Genomic DNA, 16659 nt, shown 5'->3' with positions numbered 1-16659 from the left:
ATATCGACACATGAGCAGCACTCCGAAGCACCCCGCCCTGGATGACGTCTCGAAGAGGATCGTCGAGCTCCTCCAGGAGGACGGCCGCCGCCCCTACGCCGAGATCGGCCGCGCGGTCGGGCTCAGCGAGGCCGCCGCACGCCAGCGGGTGCAGCGGATGACGGAGGCGGGCATCATCCAGATCGTCGCCGTGACCGATCCGATGCAGCTCGGCTTCCACCGCATGTCGATGATCGGCATCCGCGTCGACAAGGATCCGCGGTCGATCGCGCAGGAGCTCACCAAGATCACCGAGCTGGCCTACGTCGTCGTCACGCTCGGCACCTTCGACATCCTCGTCGAGGCCGTGTGCGAGAGCGACGAGGACCTCATCGACCTCATCGCGACCCGCATCCGCACCATCCCCGGCGTCGTGCACACCGAGAGCCTGCTCTACGCGGGCCTCTACAAGGACCTCTACAACTGGGGCACGCGCTGACGCGCGCCCCGATCGCAACGGAGTGATCATGGGAACCACCGTCTTCGAACGCCAGAAGCCCGCCGAGTCGGTCATCGACGCCTCCCTGCGCGACACCGCGCTCGGGGTGTTCTGGCTCGACGACGTCGAACGCGTCGAGCACCCGACGCTCTCCGCCGACATCACGGCCGACCTGGCCATCGTCGGAGGCGGATACGCCGGCCTGTGGACGGCCGTCCGCGCCAAGGAGCGCGATCCCGAGCGGCGCGTCGTGCTGCTGGAGGCCTCGCGCATCGCCTGGGCGGCGTCGGGTCGCAACGGCGGCTTCTGCGAGGCCAGCCTCACCCACGGGCACGAGAACGGCGTGAACCGCTGGCCCGAGGAGATCGACCGGCTCGAGGAGCTGGGCCTGGAGAACCTCGACGCGATCGAGGCGACGGTCGCGAAGTACGACATGAAGGTCGACTTCGAGCGCACGGGGCAGCTGGCCGTCGCGGTCGAGCCGCACCAGGTCGAGTGGTACCGGGAGGAGCACGGCTACCTCGACGAGTCCGCGGTGCAGGCCGAGGTGCACTCCCCCACGTTCCTCGCCGGAGACTGGGACCGCGAGGGCTGCGCGATGGTGCACCCCGCGAAGCTCGGGATGGAGCTGGCGCGCGTCGCCGTCGAGCTCGGCGTGGAGATCTACGAGCACTCCATCGTACGCGGCGTCGAGGGCGACGGGTCGGGTCCGATCACTGTGATCACCCCCGGCGGGCGGGTGACGGCGGATGCCGTGGCGCTCGCGACCAACGTGTTCCCGTCGCTGCTGAAGCGCAACCGCCTCATGACCGTTCCCGTGTACGACTACGTGCTGATGACGGAGCCGCTGAGCGACGAGCAGCTCGCGTCGATCGGCTGGTCGAACCGTCAGGGCCTCGCCGACAGCGCGAACCAGTTCCACTACTACCGGCTCACCGCCGACAACCGCATCCTGTTCGGCGGGTACGACGCGATCTACCACTTCGGCGGCAAGGTGCGCCCGGAGTACGAGGACCGCATGGAGAGCCACCGCAAGCTCGCCTCGCACTTCTTCACGACGTTCCCGCAGCTGGAGGGGCTGACGTTCACGCACCGCTGGGCGGGGGCGATCGACTCGTCCAGTCGCTTCTGCGCGTTCTTCGGCACCGCGCGCAAGGGCCGCGTGGCGTATGCGACCGGCTTCACCGGACTGGGCGTCGGCGCCGCGCGCTTCGCGGCCGACGTCATGCTCGACAAGCTGTCGGGTGAGGAGACCGAGCGCACCGAGCTGAAGATGGTGCGCGAGAAGCCGATCCCGTTCCCGCCGGAGCCCGCCGCCGCGATCGGCATCAACCTGGTCCGAGCCGCGATGAACCAGGCCGACCACAACGACGGGAAGCGCAACCTCTTCCTCAAGGCGCTCGACGCCGTGGGCATGGGGTTCGACTCGTGAGCGCGCTCGACGCCGGGTCCGGGCTCGACGCCGGCGCCGGGTCGGGGGTCGACGCGGGGTCCGGGATCGATGCCGGGTCCGGGCTCGACGCGCGCGCTGTCGATCTCCCGCACGAGGCGCTGCCCGCGGCGACCGTCGTGTCCGGGGCGCCGACCGCGGCGCTGCTGCCCCTCGCGACCGTCGGGGACACCGAGATCGGCATCTGGGAGATGACCCCCGGCACAGCATCCGACACCGAGGCCGACGAGGTCTTCGTCGTGCTGTCGGGTCACGCCGTGATCGAGTTCGTGTCGCCTCCTCTGCCGCCGCTGGAGGTGGGCCCCGGCTCTCTCGTGCGTCTGGCCGAGGGCATGCAGACCGTGTGGACCGTGACCGAGACGCTCCGCAAGGTGTACGTGGCCTGAGCCGCCGTGGCGGGCTGGTCATGCTGGCCTCGCCCCGGCATCCGTCGTCGTTCTGTCAGCGCGAGACACCGGATGCCGGCGCAGCCCCGGCGCGTCAGCCGACACAGCGGCCATGGCGCCGACAAAGTGACGGCGGCGGCCCGGATCTTCACACGACGGGGACGGGCACCGAGTCGATGAGCAGGCGGGTGTACTCGTGCTGCGGATCATCGAGCAGCTGCGAGGTGGGTCCGGCTTCGACGATGCGCCCGCGCTTCATCACGATCGTCTCGGCGCACACGCGCCGCACCACGGCGAGGTCATGGCTGATGAACAGCAGCGTGAGTCCCTGCTGCTGACGGATGCCGGCGACGAGGTCGAGCACCTGCGCCTGCACCGAGACGTCGAGCGCACTGGTGGCCTCGTCCATCACGAGCAGCTCCGGCTCCACGGCGAGCGCCCTGGCGATCGCGACGCGCTGGCGCTGGCCCCCGGAGAGAGTCCGGGGTCGCGCGGTCAGGTGCTCCTCGGAGAGCCCGACCGCGACGAGGAGCTCCAGCGCCCGTGCGCGTGCCCCGGCGCCGGTGCGCCCCGTGTGCAGCGTCAGCACGTCTTCGATCGCGCGCCCGGCCGGGATGCGGGGGTCGAGCGACATGTACGGGTCCTGGAACACCATCTGCACGCTCTTGGCGCGCTCCAGTCGCTCCGCGCGGGTGCGGGGGATGCCGGCCATCGAGCGACCGCCGATGCGGATCTCCCCGGCATCCGGCTCCTCCAGCCCGACGATCATGCGCGCGAGCGTCGACTTGCCCGAGCCCGACTCGCCCACGACGGCGAGCGAACCGCCTCGGGGGATCACGAGCTCGGCGTCGACCACGGCGGCGACGTCGCTGCGCCCCCTGCGACGATAGGTCTTCCCCACCCCGGTGACCACGAGCTGGGCGTCGGCGGAGGTCTCGGGCGCCACCGCCACCGCACCGGTGAGCTTCGGCGTCGCCGCGACCAGCCTGCGCGTGTAGTCCGCTGCGGGCGCGGTCAGCACGGATCGGGCCGGGCCCTCCTCCACGACGGCGCCGTCCTTCATCACGACGAGCCGGTCGCACAGGGATGCGGCGAGGTTGAGGTCGTGGGTGATGAACAGCATCCCCATTCCGGTCTGCGCGCAGAGGTCGCGCAGCACCTGCACGATCTCGGCCTGGGTGGTGACGTCGAGAGCGGTGGTGGGCTCGTCGCACACGAGCAGCTTCGGCGACGCGCTCAACGCCCCCGCGATCATCACCCGCTGCAGCATGCCTCCGGAGAGCTCGTGGGGATGCTGCTCCAGATGCTCGCTCGGCGCGGGCAGCCGCACGGCGGTCAGCAGCTCGACGGCGCGGTCGCGCGCCTTCCCCGCGGGCCAGCCCTCGCACAGCCGCAGCGCCTCGGTGACGTGATCGCCGACCGTGCGCATGGGGTTGATGCCTGCGCGGGGATCCTGGAAGACCATAGCCGCCTCGTGCCGACGGATCTCCTGCCGATCGGCCCCTGCCCGGAGCGGCGAGCGGCCGTCGACCGTCACGGTGCCTCCGACTGCGGCACCGGCGGGCAGCAGACCGAGCACGGAGCGCGCGGTGAGGGATTTGCCGGAGCCGGACTCGCCCACGAGTCCGACGGTCTCCCCCGGCGCGACGCTCAGCGAGATGCCGTGGAGCAGGCGGATGCCGTCCGGCAGGTCGAGCGTCAGGTCGCGGATGTCGAGAAGGGTCATGCGAACTCCGATCCGCCGATGCGGTCCGACAGTTCCTCGCCGATGATGTTCACCGCGACGACCACGATCACGACGATCACGGCCGGGGCGATGGCGGGGAGGAACTGCCCTGAGGCGACGCCCGACTGGGCCTCGTTGATCATGCCGCCCCAGTCGGCCGTCGGCGGCTGCACGCCGAGGCCGAGGAAGGAGAGGCCGGCGAGCTCGGCGAGCACGTAGCCGAAGTTCAGCGTCGACTGCGCGCCGACGATGGGCGTAATGTTGGGCAGCACGCGGCGCAGTGCGATCCACGCGCCGCCGAACCCCTGCACCCGATAGGCCGAGACGTAGGGTCTGGCGCGCTCGGCGGCGACGAGCGACCGCGTCAGCCGCGCGACGAACGGCGCGTAGGCGATGCTCATCGCGATCACCGGGGCGAGCAGCCCCTTGCCGAACAGCGCGACGGCCATGATCGCGATCAGCAGCGAGGGGAACGCGAAGAGCACGTCGAACACGCGGCCGAGGACGGCGTCGATCCACCCGCCGCGCCACCCCGCGAGGAGGCCGAGCAGGATGCCGAGCACCGTGGAGAACAGCACGACGGCGAGCGGGCCGATCAGCGCGGTGCGCCCGCCCCAGATGATGCGGCTGAGGATGTCGCGGCCGAGCGCGTCGGTGCCGAGCCAGTGCGCGGCGGACGGCGGGGCGTAGAACGCGGTGAAGTCGACGGCATCCGGGTCGTAGGGGGAGATCCACGGGGCGAGGACCGCGGCCAGCGTGACGACGAGGAGTACGACGGCGCTGATCGCGAAGAGGATCGGCGGCCGGGGGATGCGCGGCGCACGCAGCACGCGCACCGCCAGTGTGGGGGTCGAGGAGGTCATCGGGCACCAGCTCCTGCGGCGGATCGGGGGTCGATCCAGGGTTCGAGGATGTCGACGATCGCGTTGATGACGACGAACGCCGCCACCACCAGCAGCACGATCGCCTGGACGACGGGGAAGTCCAGGCGGTCGACCGACTGGACGAGCAGCGAGCCCACACCCGAGAGGCCGAACGCGGCCTCCACGATCGAGCTCGCGACGATGAGTCCGGCGACGAGCACGCCGCTGACCGTGAGGATGGGGCCCAGCGCGTTGCGCAGCACGTGTCGGCGCACGACGATCGAGCGCTTCACGCCGCGGCTCGTGGAGACCTCGACGTGCTCCCGGCTCAGCTGCTCGACCATCGCGGAGCGCGTCACCTTGCCGACGAGCACGATGAACACGATCGCCAGCGCGATCGAGGGCAGCACCAGGTGGTGGACGGTGTCGAGGAAGCCCTCCCCCGACCCGAACGAGGGGAACCAGCCGAGCTGCACCGAGAACACCGCGATGAGCATGATCGAGCCGACGAACGACGGGATCGCCCCGAGCACGGTGAGCCCGATCAGCACGACGCGGTCCACGAGCCGACCCCTGTTCAGGGCGGCGACCGCTCCGAGCACGAGCCCGACGATCGCGATGATCGCGCCCGCCATCACCACCAGGGTGAGCGTGACGGGCAGCCGCTCGCCGAGCACGACGCTCACGTCCTGCCGGAACTGCAGCGAGCGGCCGAAGTCGCCCCGCACCGCCCCGCCGATCCAGCGGAGGTACTGCTCGATCGGCGAGCGGTCGAGGCCGTACTGGGCGGTGACCTGCGCCACGGCCTCGGGGCTGGGTTTGCGGCCCCGCAGCAGGAAGCTCACGGGATCCCCCGGCACGAGGAAGCGCGAGAAGAAGACGAGCAGCGAGGCGAGGAACAGCGTCAGCAGCAGTCCGCCGAGCTTCCCGGCGACGCGTCGAGCGGCATGCATCGGGTGATCTCCTCAGGGTTCAGGGGTGAAGGGCGTCCGTGTCGGGAGAGGGGGGGATGCCGCGCACCGGGCGATGCGCGGCATCCGACCTCAGCGGGCCCCGACCTCGGCGGCCCAGGGGTAGTAGAGGAAGGCCATCGACGGGGAGATCCCGCTGATGCGCTCGCCCTGGAAGAGCGGCAGCGGGCCGGTCGACAGCGGCAGCCACGGCAGTTCGGCGTTCGCGATCTGCTGCGCCTTCGCGGTGAGCTCGCTGCGGGCGGCGGGGTCGTCGGTGGCGATCGCCTGGTTCACGACCTCGTCGAATGCGGGGTCGGACCAGCCGCCGTAGTTGCTGAACTCGCCGGTGCGCAGCACCGAGTACATCTCGAGCGCGTCGGGGCTGGAGAGGTACCAGCTCGTGTAGAAGAGGTCGACCCCTTCCCTGGCGCTCGGGTCGGAGAACAGCGCCGTGTACGCGGCGGGGCTCACGGACTCGACCTTCACCTTCAGGCCGATCGACTGCGCGGCCGCGGCCGTGGCCTGCGAGATGACGGCGAAGTCGTTGCCGATCGGCGCGGTGACGTACGTGAGGGTCTCGCCTTCGACGCCCGCTTCGGCGATGAGCTTCTTCGCCTCCTCGAGGTTCTGCTCGTAGTGGGTGATGTCGTCGAAGGCCGTGGTGCGGGCGGCATCCGATCCGTCGCGCCAGACCGACTCGGTGGTCATGACGTCGGTGACCTCGCCCACGCCTCGGGCCGCAGCCTGCACGATGCCCTGGCGGTCCATCGCCAGCAGCAGCGCCTTGCGCACCCTGAGATCGCCGAGCGGGCCGTCGAGGTCGCTGATCACGATGTTGCCGACGGCGGTGGAGGCGCCGAACAGCACGTCGCCCTTGCCGGAGGCGCGCAGCTGCGGCACGGCCTCCATCGGGATCATCCAGCCGCCGTCGACGCTGCCCGACTTCATCGCGTTCACCCGCGCCGTGGAGTCGCCCATGAAGACGAACCTCACCTCGCCCGAGCGCGCCCGGAGATCCTCGTCCCAGTATCCGTCGTAGCGCGTGAGGGTGATCGACTCCCCCGACTCCCACGTCGTGAAGGAGAACGGCCCGGTGCAGTTGACCCCTCCGGTCGAGTTGCCGTAGTCGGCGCCCTTCTCGGCGAGGGTCGCCGCGGATTCGATCACACCCGCCGAGCCGCCCATCGAGAGGTTGAACTGCGAGTCGGGACCCGACATGGTCACGGTGACCTGGTTCTCGCCCGTCTGCGAGATGTCGACGACGTTCTGGTACACCGAGAACCACGACGATCCGACCGCGGGGTCGAGGTGGCGCGACATCGAGGCGACGACGTCGGCGGCGGTCAACGGCGTCCCGTCGTGGAACGTCACGCCCTGGCGGATGGTGTAGACCCAGGTCTCCGGCGTCGGGTGATCGACGGACTCGGCGAGGGCCGGCGTGAGCGAGAAGTCGGGGTTCAGCCGCAGGAGCGACTCGCAGACGTTCGCGAGCACCTGGTTGTCGGAGTAGTCGAAGGCGTAGGCGTAGTCGAGCGAGTACGGCTCGGAGTAGCTCGCGAAGGTGAACGAGTCGATGTCGCCGCTGGGGGCCGCGGTCGTCGACGTGATCTTCCAGTCGATCGGCTCGTCGGCGCCTCCTCCCCCGGCTGCGGGCGAGCAGGCGGCCAGAGCGGCGACCGAGAGGATGCCGGCGACGGCGACGGCGCCGCCACGGAGGAACATGCGCGACATCAGGACTCCTTGCGGGTGGTGGCGGATTCGGCTTCGTACACGGGCTGCCCCTCGATCCAGGTCGAGGCGACGCGGGTGCGGTGGATCTCGGATGCCGGACCGGCGAACGGGTTCGGGTCGAGCACGACGAGGTTGGCGAGATAGCCCTCGCGGATGCTGCCCGTGTCGCCTTCGCGGCGGTTCACGTACGCGGTGCCGGAGGTGTACGCGGCGAGCGCGGTCTCCAGGTCGAGACGCTGGTGCTCGCCGCCGAGCGGGCCGCGTTCGGAGCCGGGCACGGTGCGGTTCACGGCGATGTGGATGGCCGCGATCGGGTCGGCGGTCGACACCGGCCAGTCGCTTCCGGCGGCGAAGCGGACGCCCTCGCGTGCGAAGTCCCCGAACGGGTACTGCCTGGCCTCCTGCCCGTCCTGGAGGAACGGGAGGGTGAGCTCGTCGAGCTGGTCCTCGTGCGTGGCCCACAGCGCCTGGATGTTCGCGATGGCGTCGAGCTCTGCGAAGCGGGGGACGTCGTCCTCCGCGACGATCTGCAGGTGGGCGAGGTGGTGCCGGCCGTCGGTCTCGCCGTTCACGTCGTGCGCATCCTGGAGGGCGTCGAGCGCCTCGCGCACCGCCCGGTCGCCGAGCGCGTGCATGTGCACCTGCTGCCCTGCGGCATCCAGGGCAGTGACGTAGCGGCGGAGGTTCTCCGGGGCGATGAAACTGAGGCCGTGGTTGCAGGTGTCGTGCCCCGAGCCGTCGCGGTACGGAGTGAGCATCGCGGCCGTCTGGTTCTCGGCGACGCCGTCGACCATGATCTTCGTGGTGCCGAGATCGAGGCGGCGGTCGGGATGAGCCGTGGCTGCCGCCTCGCGCCGGGCGATCATCCGTTCGACCTGCTCGATGCCTCCGTCGCGCACCCACCACTGGGCTCCGACGACGTGCACCTTGAGGGCGCCCTCCTCGATGGCCCGCTCGTAGGCGCCGAGCGGATCGGCGATGCCGGCGACGTCGGCGCCGACCATCGCGTCCTGCCAGCCGGTGATGCCGAGGGCGATGAGCTCGTCCTGCGCGCGCAGCAGCCCCTGGTAGGCGAGCTCGTCCGAGGTCACGGGGCGCACGTGGGCGAACAGGTCGCCAGCACCCTCGTGGAAGGTCCCGGCGGGGAACCCGTCGGCTTCGCGGACGATGCGGCCGTCTTCGGGATCCGCGGTCTCGGCGGTGATGCCAGCGCGCTCGATGGCCGCGGTGCTGGCCCAGGTGCTGTGGTGGTCGCGGCTCTGCAGCAGCACGGGCCGTCCGCCCGCCGCCTCGTCGAGCAGCTGCCGGGGCGGGTTGCCGCCCGGGTAGTGGTCCATGCCCCAGCCGCCGCCGAGAACCCATTCGACCTCGGGGTTCTCCGCGAAGTAGGCGCGGATGAGGGCCGCGGTCTCCTCGGCGTTCTCGGAATCCGTCAGGTTGCACTGCAGCAGCTCGATGCCGCCGCCGACCGGATGGATGTGCGCGTCCTGGAACCCCGGGCTGAGCAGGGCTCCGCGCAGGTCGATGCGCCGGGCGTCGGATGCGGCGGCGAGGTCGACCTCGGGGACCACGGCCGCGATGCGTCCGCCGCGGACGATGACCGCGTGGTTCTCGAGGGGTGCACCGCTTCCGGTGAACACGGGACCTCCGTGGAAGATGATGTCGCTCGTCATCGCGCGCCTTTCTTCGTCGTCGAAGCTGCAGGATCGCGACAAAGCTATCCGTCGTCATCGTCAATGTCAACACTGTTGTCACTGGTGTTGTACAGCCGTAGTCTGCTGAGGAGATCGCGCCGCGTCATGGCACGATGGAGCGAGGAAGACCGGAGAGACGATGGCGAACGACAAGGCATCAACCCGCGTGCGGCTGGATCGCGCGGTGATCATCGAGGCCGGCATGGAGCTCGCGGCGACCGGGGTCGCGTCGATCTCGGTCCGCGACCTCGGCGCACGGCTCGGCGCGGACCCCACGGCGATCTACCGGCACTTCGCGAGCAAGGAGGCGCTGATGGGCGCACTCCTCGACGAGCTGAACGGCCGCGCCGCCGCATCCGTCTCCCTGCCCGTCGAGGAGTGGGCGGATCGCCTGCGCGCACTCGCCGAGGAGACGCTCGCACTGTACGTCCGCCACCCCGCGATCGGCACCGAGGCGACCACGCTGACCACCCACGGCCCCGGCGAGCTCGCCGCCATCGAGCTCATGCTCGAGGCTCTGCATCAGGCGGGGCTGCGCGGACAGGCCCTCGTGCATCATTACGCGCTGCTCGCCTCGCACGTCCTGTCGGTCGCGGCCGGCATCGCCAGGGCGCGCGCGGTCGCCGAGGACGACGGCGCGGACAGCCCGTGGATCGACTCCCCTCTCCTCGCCGATCCGCGGCAGTTCCCGCTGATCGCGGAGCACAGCGTCCTGCTGTCGGACCTGCAGGACCGGGAGCTCTTCCTGCTCGGGGTCGACGTCATCCTCGAGTCCGCCGCCCGCACGGCCGCCCAGGGCTGAACTCCCCTCTTGCGCTCAAACTAGTTTTGTTGCAAAACTATCCCCGACGCCCACGGCGGGCGCGAGAGGGAGAGATCGATGAAGATCATCGTCGTCGGCGCGGGCATCGGCGGGCTCGCCGCCGCGATCAGCCTGCATGAGGCCGGCCTCACCGACGTCACCGTCTACGAGCGCAGCACCGGCATCCGCGGACTCGGGGTCGGCATCAACCTGCTCCCGCATGCGGTGCGCGAGCTCACCGAACTGGGCGTCGCCGAGACCATCGCCGCGCTCGGGGTCGAGCCGCGCACGCTCGCGTACTTCACGCGCTTCGGGCAGGCGATCTGGGACGAGCCGCGCGGCGTCGCCGCCGGGTACCGCTGGTCGCAGCTGTCGGTGCACCGCGGGCGGCTGCAACTGGCCCTGCGCGATCTCGCCGACGCGCGGCTGGCCGAGCCGATCCGTCTCGGGCACCGCCTCGTCGGCATCCGCTCGAACGCCGACGGCACCGAGACCGCGCGATTCGCGACGGCCGACGGCGAGGTCGAGGCGACGGCCGATGTGATCATCGGGGCCGACGGCATCCACTCCGCCCTGCGGGCCCTGCGCTATCCGGCGGAGGGCGCTCCGCCCTGGAGCGGCCTGACGCTGTGGCGCGGGGTCACCCGCATCCCGGCGTTCCTCGACGGTCGCACCATGATCATGGCCGGCGACGGCGAGCAGAAGTTCGTCGCGTATCCGCTGCAGGAGGCGGATGCCGACGGCCGGGTGCTCGTGAACTTCATCGCCGAGAAGCGCGTCGGGGGCTCGGGCGACGCCGACTGGAACCGGGCGATCGACCCGGCGCCGATCGCGGAGCTGTTCCGCGACTGGAGCTTCGACTGGCTCGATGTTCCGGGGGCGATCGCCGCAGCCGAGGAGATCCTGGAATATCCGATGGTCGACCGCGACGCACTGCCCCGGTGGACCTTCGGCCGCACGACGCTCCTCGGCGACGCCGCGCACGCGATGTACCCGAACGGCTCGAACGGCGGCTCACAGGCTATCCTCGACGCGCGCACCCTCGCGTTCCACCTCGCCACGGCCGACTCGATCGACGAGGCGCTCACCCGCTACGAGGACGACCGCCGTCCCGCGATGACCGCCCTGCTCGCCGGCACCAGGGCCACCGGCCCCGAGCGGGTGATGCTCGTCGCCGCCGAGCGCGCGCCCGAGGGGTTCGCCGACATCGACGACGTGGTGCCGCGCGCCGAGCGCGAGCGGATCGCCGCCGACTACAAGACCGCGGCGGGCTTCCTCCCCGAGACGCTCAACGAGCGTCCGTCGCTGAGCGCGAGGGCGGACCGATGAGCGCTCTCGATGCCGCCCGCCTCGCCGGCGTGATCTCCCCGCTGCGGCGGGCGCTGCTCGCGGCGACCCGTGCCGAGGCTCGCCTCCCCGAGCTCTCCGAGGCGCAGATCGACGTGCTCCGCACCCTCCCGCGCGGTGTCGCGAAGGGTCCGGCCGAGATCGCGGCGACGCTGCGTCTGAGCCGTCCGACGGTGAGCAACCTGCTCGGAGCCATGCAGGCCGATGGTCTCGTCGAGCGCACACCCGACCCGGCCGACGGCCGCCGCGTGGTCGTCCGCGCCTCGGCGCGCGCGCTCGATCTGTTCGACCGCTTCGACGCCGCCCACTCCGCGCTCGTGGCACGCGCGGCCGATGCCCTCGACGAGGAGGAGCGCGCGGTGCTCTCCGCGGCGGTTCCGGTGCTCGAGAGGCTGTGCGTCGTGCTCACCGGGGATGCCGCGGCATCCGCTCCCCACGGTCCGAAGGACGACCGATGACCCTGCCCGTCCCCACGCTCACCCCCGCCTTCGACGTCGAGGTCGCGCTCGGCCCGTTGGAGGACCACCTCGGCACCAGCGCCGGCCACCGCAGGGTCGTGCCGATCCTCGGCGGACGGGTGAGCGGAGAGGTGGACGCGGAGGTCCTGCCCGGCGGCGCCGACTGGCAGCTCGTCCGCCCCGACGGCACGATCGAGATCGACAGCAGGTACTCGGCGCGCACGGCATCCGGCGACCTCCTGCTGCTCCACGCCCGCGGGCTGCGCACGGGTTCGCCCGAGGTGCTGGCCCGGCTGGGCCGCGGGGAGGACGTCGATCCGGCTCTGTACTCCTTCCGCACGACGGTGTCCGTCGAGACCTCGGCCCCGGCGCTCGCCCACCTGCAGCGGAGTCTCTTCCTCGCGTCGGCGCAGCGCCTGGCCAGCGCCGTGCACTACCGCGCGTACCGCGTGGGGTAGCGCCGCGCGGTGCCACCCCACGCGGTCCCCAGGGCTCAGCGCTCAGCGCTCAGCGACCGAGGAAGGTCGCCTTCCGGGCCCGATCCCGACGCAGCCAGGGCTCGAACGCCCACCAGAGCAGCAGCGCGACCGCCGCGCCTCCGATGAGTCCGGCGAGCGTGTCGCTGAACCAGTGCGCGTTGATGAGCGTGCGCTGCCACACGATGCCGATCGCGAGCAGCACGCCGACGACCGTCCAGACCCGGCGCATCCACACCGCGGATGCCGGGATCAGCGCGAACACCGTGACGATCACCGTCGCCGTGCTCACGGCGTGCCCCGAGGGGAACGATCCGTGGTCGACCATGACGAGCGGCCCGAAGAGACCCGCGGCCTCGTCGGCGGCGGGGCGGGGACGGTCGACGAGGTTCTTCGTGAGCTGCGAGAGCAGTCCGGGGCCGGCGAGCTGCACGGCGATCACGAAGAGCGCGGAGCGCCAGCGCCCGATCGTGACGAGCGCGAGCGGCAGCACGACCATCATGAGCGCGAAGCCGGGCAGGGCGCCGAGGTTCTGGAACAGCTGCGCCACCGGACCGGCCGGCAGCGCCGACTCCGGCCCCACTCCGAGCAGCGCACGCCACGCGTCGTCGAGCCCCTGCGTCCACGGAGACGGCGGGGAGGCGAGCACGCCGACGCCGAGCAGCACGAACACGACGAACAGGGCGACGGCGGTCCACAGCAGCGCACGCGGGCGCGACGGACTGGCGGGAGGGGCCTGCCCCTCCCGCACGGATGCCGCGGTCACGACACCGGTTCCAGCAGCGCACGCACCGACGCGTAACCGTCCACCACCTCGCTGACCGGCGTGTCCCACACGCGGACGACGCCGCGATCGCCGTCGTGGACGGGCCAACCGGGGTCGCCCGTCTCGATGAACGAGGTCGCGGCCGCGTGCACCTGATCGGCGAGGGCCTGGGGCGGGTTCGGGCCGGCGAGCGGCACCATCGCGGGGCCGTCGAGGCAGTCGAAGAAGAAGGGCACGTCGAGGCAGTGCTCGGCGAACCCGAACGTGCCGGACGGCCAGGAGAACCGGTACAGCCAGGTCGGAGCGTCCCCGCGGTCCTCGGCGATGTTCAGCACGGCGGTGCGGAACATCCTGTCCGTGAGCAGGCGCCCGGCGATGCCCGCGGTGCCGCGCTCCAGGGCGTCCTGGTTGGCGGCCAGGTAGGGGCGCATCGCGCCCTTCGGCATCCCGAGCCTGTTCAGCAGGAACGCCTTGGGCACCCAGCGCAGCTTCTTCGCGACCCCCGAGAAGGCCATCGTGAACTCGTCGTCGGTCGCGCCCATCACCAGCGGCTTGTCGGCGCCGACGCCCGCCCGCAGCGACTCCCGCGTCGGACGCACGAGAAGGTCGCCGTCGACCGACGGGCCGAGCGGAAGCCCCTCTTCGACGATGCTGCCGAGAGAGCTCGGGCCCAGCTCCGTCGCCTTCTTCTGGAGCGCGATCACGCGCTCCTCGTCGAGAGAGGAGAAGCCGGCGACGGTCGGCGCGACCCCGCCGGCCGCAGCCAGACCTCGGCCGAACTTCTCGGCGCGCTCCGCCGAGACGTCGGCGAGCGCACCCGAGATCGCGTAGACGCCGTGGAACAGGTGCTGCGCCTTCTCCATCCCGAGCAGGGTGAGCACCGCGCCGCCGCCGGCGGACTGCCCGGCGATCGTGACGCGCGAGGGGTCGCCGCCGAAGGCCGCGATGTTCTGCTGCACCCACTCCAGGGCGAGCAGCCAGTCGCGGATGCCGCGGTTCGACGGGGCGTCCTCGATCCACCCGAAGCCGTCGAAGCCGAGCCGGTACGAGATCGACACGGTCACGACGCCGTCGCGGTTGAAGTTGCGGCCGTCGTACCAGGCGCTCGCGGGGGACCCGGCGAAGTAGCCGCCGCCGTGGATCCACACGAGCACGGGCAGGCCGGCCGCCTCGGGATCGGGCGTGAAGACGTTCACGTTCAGGGTGGACTCCCCCGGCACCGACGGCTCGGGGATCAGCGTCACACCGGGGTCGCCGCGCTGCGCGGTGGCGGCGAACTCGAGCGCGTCGCGCACGCCCTCCCACGGAGCCTTGGGCACGGGAGCCTGGAATCGCAGCGGCCCGACGGGGGCTTCGGCGAAGGGGATGCCGAGGAACGCCGCCGACCGCGGCATCCGTCCGGTCCCCGTCGTCGGGCGCCAGCGTCCGCGCACCCGCCCTGCCGCGGTGTCCACCTCTACGAAATCGGTCATGGTCGTATTCTCGGTCATCAGCGGACTCCCTTGATCGGTGCGGTGGCGATGGCGGCGAGGATCACGAAGACGATTGCGAAGCCGAAGAGCATGGCGTAGCCGCCGAAGGACGTGATGATCACCGCGGCGATCGCGGGGCTCATCGCCTGCGGGATGTTGGTCGCGACGTTGAGGATGCCGAGATCCTTGCCCGCCGCGGTGCCCTCGCTCGGCAGGACCTCGGTCATCAGCGCGGCGTCCACTGACATGTACAGACCGAACCCGATGCCGTTCACGACGCTCATGATGATCATGCCCGTCATGTTCGGCAGGAAGATCGGCACCGAGAGCCCCGCCACCATGACGACGGAGGCGACGTAGATGAACACCTTCCGGCGTCCGAGCCTGTCGCTCAGCCACCCGGAGAGCACGATGGCGATCAGCGTCGGGATCAGAGGGATCAGCGTCAGGGTGAGGGTCGCGCCCTGCGCCTCGACGAGCGACATCCCGATGTAGTCGGTGAGCAGATAGAGCTGGTAGGTCGCGACCACGAAGTAGCCGAGGATGAGCAGGAACCTCGCCCCGAAAGCCCAGGCGAAGTCGGGGTGCTTGCGCGGGTTGATCCAGAAGCCCTTGAAGAAGGCGCCCCAGCTGAAGGGCTCGACCAGGGCGCTCTTGGACGACCAGTCGCGGTTGAGGAGGACGAACAGGACCGTCACTACGATCACCGCGATGCCGAAGGTGGAGTAGCCGATCCCGATCTGCGAGCCGAGTGCGGCCGCGATCATGACGCCGACCGTCATCCCGAGCTGCGTGCCGAGTCCGATCATCGCGCTCGCGCCGCCGCGCTTCGACCGCGGGAACCGGTCGGCGGTGATCGTCGTCAGCGGCGCCTGGAGGAAGTTCAGCGCGACCTGGATGACGACCCAGAACACCGTGATCCACAGGATGTCGGTCAGCGACCCGAGACCGAAGAGGAAGATGCCGCCGACGATCGCGCCCATGACCATCCACGGCGCTCGGCGGCCGAACCGCGAGCGCGTCCTGTCGCTGAAGGCGCCGGCGAGGGGCTGCGCGAACAGCGTGAAGACGAACGACACGGTCGTGACGATCGCGAGGTTCGCGACCTTGTTCTTCTCGTCCAGCAGCGCGATCTGCGAGGGCAGCAGGATCGCGATGAGGCCGCCGTAGGTGGCGAACAGAGTGAGCGACGAGATCAGCATGCTGGGCAGCAGCCGCCGATTCGCGGGCGGACTCGCGGCGGGAGAGCCTGCGGAGGGCGGTTCGGTGGCGATGACGCCGGTGGCCGCGATCTCGGCGGCCGGGTCGAGCGGGGAGAGAGACATGGGGGCTCCTCGTTGAGCGGTTTCGGGACCAATACCAAACATCATTCGGTATTCATGAGACATGCTGGCAGATCGGATGTCGACCTCGCAAGCCATTCACGAACTTCGTTCGGTTTTCGCGATCGGCGCCGCCGGTTTACGCTGGGGTCATGGCGACTCGAGGGGCATACGCGAAGGGCGTCATCAAGCGCGAGGAGATCCTCGAAGCGGCGCTGTCCGTCGTCGCGGCGCACGGATACCGCAAGGCGTCGGTGCGGGAGATCGCGGATGCCGCAGGTCTGAGCCCCGCCGGACTCCTGCACTACTTCGGCACCAAGGAGGAGCTGTTCGTGGCCATCCTCCGCGCCCGCGACGAGCGCGACGAGCTGGAGTACGTCGGGGAGGACACCACCGCGGCCTTCCTCGCCGTGATCCGGCACAACGCCTCGGTGCCCGGCCTGGTCCAGCTCTACTCTCAGCTCGCGGCCGAGGCCGGAGACCCGGAGCACGTGGCGCACGCCTACTTCCGCGCCCGCACCGCCACCGTCGAGGGCGCCGCGATCGCCGGCGTCATCGAGGCGCAGGACGCCGGCGACATCCGCGCCGACCTCGACCCCGCCTGGATCGTCCGCTCGCTGCACGCCCTCGCCGACGGCCTCCAGTCCGCGTGGATGCTCGACCCGACGCTCGACATGGCCGCCGACATCGAACGGTTCATCGCGCTGCTGCGCCCGTAGTTCGTGGACCGCGGCC

General features: G+C 70.9%; 16 protein-coding genes. 8 read left to right on the top strand and 8 right to left on the bottom strand.

Annotation, left to right across the window (positions count from 1 at the left end):
* Window positions 1-10 precede the first annotated feature (10 nt).
* The 3 genes from ACFVRO_RS06895 to ACFVRO_RS06885 are packed head-to-tail and all read left to right on the top strand — an operon-like array spanning window position 11 to window position 2314.
* On the top strand, window positions 11-478 hold the full coding sequence (locus tag ACFVRO_RS06895) for an Lrp/AsnC family transcriptional regulator (RefSeq protein ID WP_105675177.1): 468 nt from the start codon (window positions 11-13) through the stop codon (window positions 476-478).
* Window positions 479-506: 28 nt separating this feature from the next.
* Window positions 507-1910, top strand: a complete 1404-nt coding sequence (locus tag ACFVRO_RS06890) for an NAD(P)/FAD-dependent oxidoreductase (RefSeq protein ID WP_386950700.1) — start codon at window positions 507-509, stop codon at window positions 1908-1910.
* Complete coding sequence (locus ACFVRO_RS06885; RefSeq protein WP_386950699.1) at window positions 1907-2314, top strand: cupin domain-containing protein; 408 nt, start codon at window positions 1907-1909, stop codon at window positions 2312-2314. The genes ACFVRO_RS06890 and ACFVRO_RS06885 overlap by 4 nt, the downstream gene beginning before the upstream one ends.
* Before the next feature lie 148 nt (window positions 2315-2462).
* Here the strand turns inward: ACFVRO_RS06885 and ACFVRO_RS06880 are convergent, their stop codons facing one another.
* The 5 genes from ACFVRO_RS06880 to ACFVRO_RS06860 form a co-directional block, all read right to left on the bottom strand.
* On the bottom strand, window positions 2463-4040 hold the full coding sequence (locus ACFVRO_RS06880) for a dipeptide ABC transporter ATP-binding protein (protein ID WP_386950697.1): 1578 nt from the start codon (window positions 4038-4040) through the stop codon (window positions 2463-2465).
* The gene (locus tag ACFVRO_RS06875; protein ID WP_386950694.1) at window positions 4037-4903 is read right to left on the bottom strand and encodes an ABC transporter permease; all 867 of its coding nucleotides are present in this window, start codon (window positions 4901-4903) and stop codon (window positions 4037-4039) included. The genes ACFVRO_RS06880 and ACFVRO_RS06875 overlap by 4 nt, the downstream gene beginning before the upstream one ends.
* Window positions 4900-5856: an ABC transporter permease gene (locus ACFVRO_RS06870; RefSeq protein WP_386950693.1), complete on the bottom strand. Its 957-nt coding sequence runs from the start codon at window positions 5854-5856 to the stop codon at window positions 4900-4902. The genes ACFVRO_RS06875 and ACFVRO_RS06870 overlap by 4 nt, the downstream gene beginning before the upstream one ends.
* A 90-nt stretch (window positions 5857-5946) precedes the next feature.
* Entirely contained in the window at window positions 5947-7587 is a 1641-nt protein-coding gene (locus ACFVRO_RS06865) for an ABC transporter substrate-binding protein (protein WP_386950690.1), read from the bottom strand.
* Window positions 7587-9260, bottom strand: a complete 1674-nt coding sequence (locus tag ACFVRO_RS06860) for an amidohydrolase (protein WP_386950688.1) — start codon at window positions 9258-9260, stop codon at window positions 7587-7589. The genes ACFVRO_RS06865 and ACFVRO_RS06860 overlap by 1 nt, the downstream gene beginning before the upstream one ends.
* 160 nt (window positions 9261-9420) lie before the next feature.
* Between ACFVRO_RS06860 and ACFVRO_RS06855 the strand changes: the two genes are divergently transcribed.
* From ACFVRO_RS06855 to ACFVRO_RS06840, 4 genes are all read left to right on the top strand, one after another.
* Entirely contained in the window at window positions 9421-10083 is a 663-nt protein-coding gene (locus ACFVRO_RS06855) for a TetR/AcrR family transcriptional regulator (protein ID WP_386950685.1), read from the top strand.
* A 78-nt stretch (window positions 10084-10161) separates the two neighbouring features.
* Window positions 10162-11412, top strand: coding sequence for a flavin-dependent oxidoreductase (locus ACFVRO_RS06850; protein ID WP_386950682.1), 1251 nt, complete (start codon window positions 10162-10164; stop codon window positions 11410-11412).
* Window positions 11409-11888 (top strand): MarR family winged helix-turn-helix transcriptional regulator, encoded by a 480-nt coding sequence (locus ACFVRO_RS06845; RefSeq protein ID WP_386950679.1) that lies wholly within the window; start codon window positions 11409-11411, stop codon window positions 11886-11888. Before ACFVRO_RS06850 ends, ACFVRO_RS06845 begins: the two co-directional genes overlap by 4 nt.
* Window positions 11885-12346 (top strand): DUF3237 domain-containing protein, encoded by a 462-nt coding sequence (locus ACFVRO_RS06840; protein WP_386950677.1) that lies wholly within the window; start codon window positions 11885-11887, stop codon window positions 12344-12346. Before ACFVRO_RS06845 ends, ACFVRO_RS06840 begins: the two co-directional genes overlap by 4 nt.
* Window positions 12347-12395: 49 nt before the next feature.
* Here ACFVRO_RS06840 and ACFVRO_RS06835 read toward each other — a convergent pair whose 3' ends face one another.
* From ACFVRO_RS06835 to ACFVRO_RS06825, 3 genes are read right to left on the bottom strand one after another with little or no spacing between them, the layout of a single operon-like run.
* Entirely contained in the window at window positions 12396-13130 is a 735-nt protein-coding gene (locus ACFVRO_RS06835) for a phosphatase PAP2 family protein (RefSeq protein ID WP_386950674.1), read from the bottom strand.
* Window positions 13127-14602: a carboxylesterase/lipase family protein gene (locus ACFVRO_RS06830; protein WP_386950671.1), complete on the bottom strand. Its 1476-nt coding sequence runs from the start codon at window positions 14600-14602 to the stop codon at window positions 13127-13129. The genes ACFVRO_RS06835 and ACFVRO_RS06830 overlap by 4 nt, the downstream gene beginning before the upstream one ends.
* 17 nt (window positions 14603-14619) lie before the next feature.
* Window positions 14620-15927, bottom strand: a complete 1308-nt coding sequence (locus tag ACFVRO_RS06825) for an MFS transporter (RefSeq protein WP_386950668.1) — start codon at window positions 15925-15927, stop codon at window positions 14620-14622.
* Between the two features lie 149 nt (window positions 15928-16076).
* Between ACFVRO_RS06825 and ACFVRO_RS06820 the strand changes: the two genes are divergently transcribed.
* Complete coding sequence (locus tag ACFVRO_RS06820) at window positions 16077-16643, top strand: TetR/AcrR family transcriptional regulator (RefSeq protein WP_386950666.1); 567 nt, start codon at window positions 16077-16079, stop codon at window positions 16641-16643.
* The last annotated feature ends 16 nt before the right edge of the window (window positions 16644-16659 follow it).

Source organism: Microbacterium sp. NPDC057944, assembly GCF_042887445.1.
GTDB classification, from domain to species: domain Bacteria; phylum Actinomycetota; class Actinomycetes; order Actinomycetales; family Microbacteriaceae; genus Microbacterium; species Microbacterium natoriense.
The sequence above is the reverse complement of the archived record's forward strand: the minus strand, read 5'-3'. Positions and strand labels throughout refer to the sequence as shown.